This is a genomic window from Acidithiobacillus sp. TH-A35 (genome assembly GCF_057473505.1).
In genome coordinates, this window is the sequence record NZ_JBYCKR010000084.1 from 1 (window position 1) to 4,394 (window position 4,394).

6 protein-coding genes are annotated in these 4,394 nt (G+C 58.2%); 1 reads left to right on the forward strand and 5 read right to left on the reverse strand.

Annotation, left to right across the window (positions count from 1 at the left end; all coding sequences use genetic code 11):
- The 4 genes from AC2VNK_RS03220 to AC2VNK_RS03235 form a co-directional block, all read right to left on the reverse strand.
- On the reverse strand, window positions 1-362 hold a 362-nt coding region (locus AC2VNK_RS03220; protein ID WP_486882775.1), incomplete at its 3' end, for an SNARE-associated domain-containing protein.
- Window positions 363-390: 28 nt separating this feature from the next.
- Window positions 391-747 carry a hypothetical protein gene (locus AC2VNK_RS03225; protein ID WP_291523496.1) on the reverse strand — a complete coding sequence of 119 codons (357 nt, stop codon included), beginning with the start codon at window positions 745-747 and terminating at the stop codon, window positions 391-393.
- Window positions 744-1,496, reverse strand: coding sequence for a type 1 glutamine amidotransferase (locus tag AC2VNK_RS03230; RefSeq protein WP_291523494.1), 753 nt, complete (start codon window positions 1,494-1,496; stop codon window positions 744-746). The genes AC2VNK_RS03225 and AC2VNK_RS03230 overlap by 4 nt, the downstream gene beginning before the upstream one ends.
- 1 nt (window position 1,497) lies before the next feature.
- Window positions 1,498-2,424 carry a LysR family transcriptional regulator gene (locus AC2VNK_RS03235; protein ID WP_291523493.1) on the reverse strand — a complete coding sequence of 309 codons (927 nt, stop codon included), beginning with the start codon at window positions 2,422-2,424 and terminating at the stop codon, window positions 1,498-1,500.
- A gap of 85 nt (window positions 2,425-2,509) precedes the next feature.
- On the opposite strand from AC2VNK_RS03235, the gene AC2VNK_RS03240 reads away from it, so the two are divergent.
- On the forward strand, window positions 2,510-3,112 hold the full coding sequence (locus AC2VNK_RS03240) for a TM2 domain-containing protein (RefSeq protein WP_486882776.1): 603 nt from the start codon (window positions 2,510-2,512) through the stop codon (window positions 3,110-3,112).
- A gap of 21 nt (window positions 3,113-3,133) precedes the next feature.
- Here the strand turns inward: AC2VNK_RS03240 and AC2VNK_RS03245 are convergent, their stop codons facing one another.
- Window positions 3,134-4,279 carry an aldo/keto reductase gene (locus AC2VNK_RS03245; protein ID WP_291523489.1) on the reverse strand — a complete coding sequence of 382 codons (1,146 nt, stop codon included), beginning with the start codon at window positions 4,277-4,279 and terminating at the stop codon, window positions 3,134-3,136.
- Between the last annotated feature and the right edge of the window lie 115 nt (window positions 4,280-4,394).

The window sequence follows — 4,394 nt, forward strand, 5'->3', positions numbered from 1 at the left end:
CCGCCATGTCGCGCATAGAAGCGCTGGGTCGTATCCAGGTGCCGGACATTGAGCAAGCGCCCGCCAAAAAGGTGGACACCCCAGCGGCGGCCCACCCAGTAATTCACCGCGTCACCCAGCACCGCCGCAGCCACCAGCAAACCCAGCAGCCAGGGCGCGCTCATGATGCCTGCACCGGCTAGAGTACCACAGATAAAAAGCATGGAGTCGCCCGGCAAGACCGGCATGATCACCAGCCCAGTCTCCGCAAAGAGAATCAGGAACAACAGGGCATAGACCCAGGCTCCATATTCCTGCAAAAACAGAATCAGGTATTGGTCAAAGTGCAGCAGAATCTGCACGAGATGATGAATATCAGACATTGGCGCGATCACCCGGTGCGACGTGGATTCACGCGTCTTCCGGCGCGCCGCGGTAACGCTGATAGTGACGTTCGAACATCATCTCCAATTCAACAATAACCGTCCCTGCCGCTTCCCCGCCCATCACATGCCTGGACATCAGGCCGGAGGTGTCGTTGAGCATCTCCTTGGCATCGAGCATGGCATAGCTTTCCCGCAGGCGTTTAATCGCGCCGACGACGGTCTCACCCTCTTTGGCGGGTAAGATATTCGGCTCCCGTGGCATCGGCTCTGGCGCTGGCTGTCGCCGGCTATTCAGGAATTCCGCAAAAGTAAGCACCTGCTCCTGCTCCGCACTCCCGAGCCTGCGCATAACGCGGAGAATATGGCGTTCCCGACTGTTCATACATCGTCCCCAGTGTCCACCTTGAGGGCAAATACCCGTGGTTTGCGTTTCTCCGTCATAAGAGACAATTCGCGGACCAGAGCGACAATGACCCGGTCCGTAGTTTTCTGCATCTCCGGCCACAGTGCCCGCGCCTGCCCCAGCAGTTCGCCGATATTCTCGGGCGTTTCGCGGTCCTCTTCCATGAGGATATCTTCAATCAGCCCCGGCTTCATCTCCGGCCGGAACAGTAGCCCTACCACCCCCTCTTCCGGGCGGAAGGCGATCCAGCGACCTTCGTCATCCACCACCAGCGGCTCGATGCCCTCCGGCAGGGTGGCGGTGCCCGGCGACCAGACCATCACCTGAGCGCCGTCCACCGCCTGCGCCAGCGGGTCGTTGCGGCCGACATCGGTGGCATGGGCGGTGGTGAAATAGGCGTTATGGTAGGGCTCCAGATGCAATTCGGCCCCTTCATACTGCGCCAGCAATAACGCGCCCAGACCAAAGCCCACCACTGGCCGCTTCGCCTTGCGGAAAATGGCGATGGTATTGAGTTCCTGGGTCAGCCAGGCATATTTGTCCGTCTCCAGGGGAGACATAGGCCCACCCAGCAGAAATAAGGCATCAAAGGTCAGCGCATTGCCCGGCAGTTCGTTACTGAGAAAAACCCGGAAGTAACTGAAACCGATGTCGCGCTTCTCCAGTTGACTCTCCACGATGCCCAGAAACTCGGAGTAACTGTGCTGCACGACGGCAAAATGTTTCATATTAACTCTCTCGACGCACCGGCACGGACAGCATATCCCTGCTACAGCGGTCTTTCGCGAACTCCAGAAATTCATCCATCACCAGACTGCGGAATTTCTGCTTCTGATAGACGAAGGAGTAGGGGCGGGCCAGCGGCGGATTCAAGGGGCGGGCCAGTAAAGTACCGAGCGCCAGCTCCTTGAGGACAGTCGCCTCGGAGACAACAGCCACCCCCAGCCCACCTTCCACCGCCCCTTTAACCGCTTCCGGGCTGCCCAATTCCATGGTGATATGCAGATCGTTGGTATCCACGCCGACCTGATGCAAGTACTCCATAGTCACCTCACGGGTGCCCGATCCTTCTTCTCGGGAAACGAAGGGATAATCCAGCAACTCTTGCGCCGTCACACTTTCGTGACTACCCAGGGCATGATCGGGGTGGGCAATCACAATCATGGAGTCCATGCAGCACTTGAGGGTGGCGAGGCTCTTGTTGGTTACCAGACCTTCCACCAGCCCCAGATCGATGCTGTTATCCTCAATCATGTGGACAATTTTATCCGTATTGCCCACATGCAGCCGTACCTGCACGTCGGGATACTTCATTTTGAAATCGCCAAGCACCCGGGGCAGCATGTATTCGGCGATGGTTGTACTGGCGCCGATAAGCAGATGCCCGCGCAGATCACCGGTCATCTCCCCTACGCGATTGGACATCTCGACGTAGAGGGAAATAATGCGCTCCGAGTACTCATAAACCACCATGCCGGCCTCGGTGAGGCTGATGCGGTTATGGGTGCGGTCAAACAAACGCGTATTGAACTGCTCTTCCAGTTGCTTGACCTGGAAGGTCACCGCCGGCTGGGTCATATGCAGTGTATCTGCCGCCTTGGTAAAGCTGAGCAGCCTTGCCACCGTGTGAAAAACCTGTAAACGCCTGTCTGCCATGGAAATCCTTAAGTCGCCCGCGACTTTTCACCAGTTTATGGGTAATATCTGAGCGCTTCAATACAGTATTTACGGAGGATAACCCATGCCCAAGGCTTGGGAAAAGCTCGATCTGCAAGGCGCTGGGGTACAGAGTTTACAAATTCGTCTGCAAAAACTCCAGAAAAAATCTCTATATGGCTATCTATACTGGGGTTTGTTTCCTGTCGGCGCACATCGTTTTTATCTGGAACAGGCATGGGCCTGGGCCTTTCCGCTGGTCAGCGTGGCGGTTATTATGCTGGCCTTTCTGGGTTTAATCTGGGAAGCCATTAGCCTTGCCGTTGTACTCTGCGCCCTTGCGCTCTGGGACCTCAGCCGCATTGACCTGTGGATCAGCACTTACAACAAGGAACTGCGTAAGGCAAGTTGGTTCGCCAAGCAGACGCCGGCCGCCCCCGCCAACTACCAGGGACGCGCGGACACCGGCGAGAAAGCGGCGCAATGGCAGCGCGAGTTACAAGACTATACCCAAACCAAGGAGAGCGAGCGTGCCGGCCATCCTGCCGCCAATGTCCCTGCCAAAAAGGGTTTTTCGCCGGGCCAGCGCCGCCTCTCTTTCGCGGAACAGGAGCGTCTGCTCACCGAAATGGCCAAATCTTCGAAAAGTGCGGCGGAGAAAAAGCCACCTGATTCTGCCGAAAAGTAAACGGGATTACTTACATCCGGCCTATTGCTCCTTTTCAAACATGGCCAGATAGCGCTCCCTGGGGAGCGGTGGCTGTTTGGCTACCGCCAGGAAATCGGCGAGATGCAGGGGTGTACTGAGCCCCACCAGGGTGACCCCGATGCCGGGCGTGGAGCGCACAAACTGAATGGCGCGCTGCGCGGCATCGGCCAGTTCCGGCATCGCCTCCTGCAGGGAAGGCACCTCTTCCCGCGCCAACAGGCCCTTGCCAAGGGGATGGCTCGCCATGATGGTCAGCTTGAGCTGAAAAGCCGCCTGAATGGTCGAGCCGATATTGCCCTGCCCCGTCACCTGACTGAAGCGCGTGTAGGCCTCCGGCATCAGCGCGTTGAAAGGCAACTGTACTACCCGCAGATGGTGGCGATTGCCCTGCCCCGCCGCCTTCTCGGCCAACCCGATGAGGCTGGTCAGGGACTGGAACAGGGTATTATCCGTCTCTACCCGGCAGGCATTGAAGGTGGAAATGCCGTAGTAGCGAATCTTGTTGGCCTGCACCGCCGCTTCGAGCATAGTGAACACATCCATCAGTTTGCGATACATCTGTTCTTTGCCAATCAAGGGGATATGCACCTCCGGCTGATCCACCAGAAACACATCCAGGGTTTCCAGACCGGTTTGCGCGCGCAGGGTATCCAGTTGCCAGGCAATATATTCCGGACTCAGACAGTGGACCCCCTGGACCAGATCCTCCTCTTTGCCCAGCCCCTTGGCCACCACCTCCTCACGGAAGAATCTCAGCGGATCTTCTGGCCGTCCGTCGGGGAAGGTCAGAAAGCCCCCCTTGCCGACCACGAAAAACTCCTCACGCTGGATACCTGCCGCCATCGCCTTCGCGATGCCCACACCTACCGCCCGCCCGGCCCGCCCGAAGCGGTAGTTGGCACCGGTGTCGATGACGTTGATGCCCGACTGCAAGGCCCGCGCCACAATAGCCGCCACCGCGACATCCGTCACATCGTCCACGCCACCGGGGAAGGTCCCAACTCCCAGGGAGGATAGCTTGATGCGGGTGTTCAAAAAGTCACTGAAATGTTCGTCAGCAAGGGTCCCGGCGAAGCGCGCCACATAGGCCTTGGTACCCGCACTGCTCGCGGCCCCCGGAATCAGTCCATTTTCCGCAGCATTCACGCAGCGTTACTCCTGTTGGCAAAGAGGGGATGATGGTGCAGCAAAAAATCCAGACGTTCACGCAGTTCGGCGCGCACCGGGCCGGGCCGGGCCGCATCTTCCAGACTCAGGAACT

Coding starts and splice junctions, on each gene's coding strand:
- AC2VNK_RS03225 (WP_291523496.1), bottom strand. CDS start 747: ATGAACAGTCGGGAACGCCATATTCTCCGCGTTATGCGCAGGCTCGGG.
- AC2VNK_RS03230 (WP_291523494.1), bottom strand. CDS start 1,496: ATGAAACATTTTGCCGTCGTGCAGCACAGTTACTCCGAGTTTCTGGGC.
- AC2VNK_RS03235 (WP_291523493.1), bottom strand. CDS start 2,424: ATGGCAGACAGGCGTTTACAGGTTTTTCACACGGTGGCAAGGCTGCTC.
- AC2VNK_RS03240 (WP_486882776.1), top strand. CDS start 2,510: ATGCCCAAGGCTTGGGAAAAGCTCGATCTGCAAGGCGCTGGGGTACAG.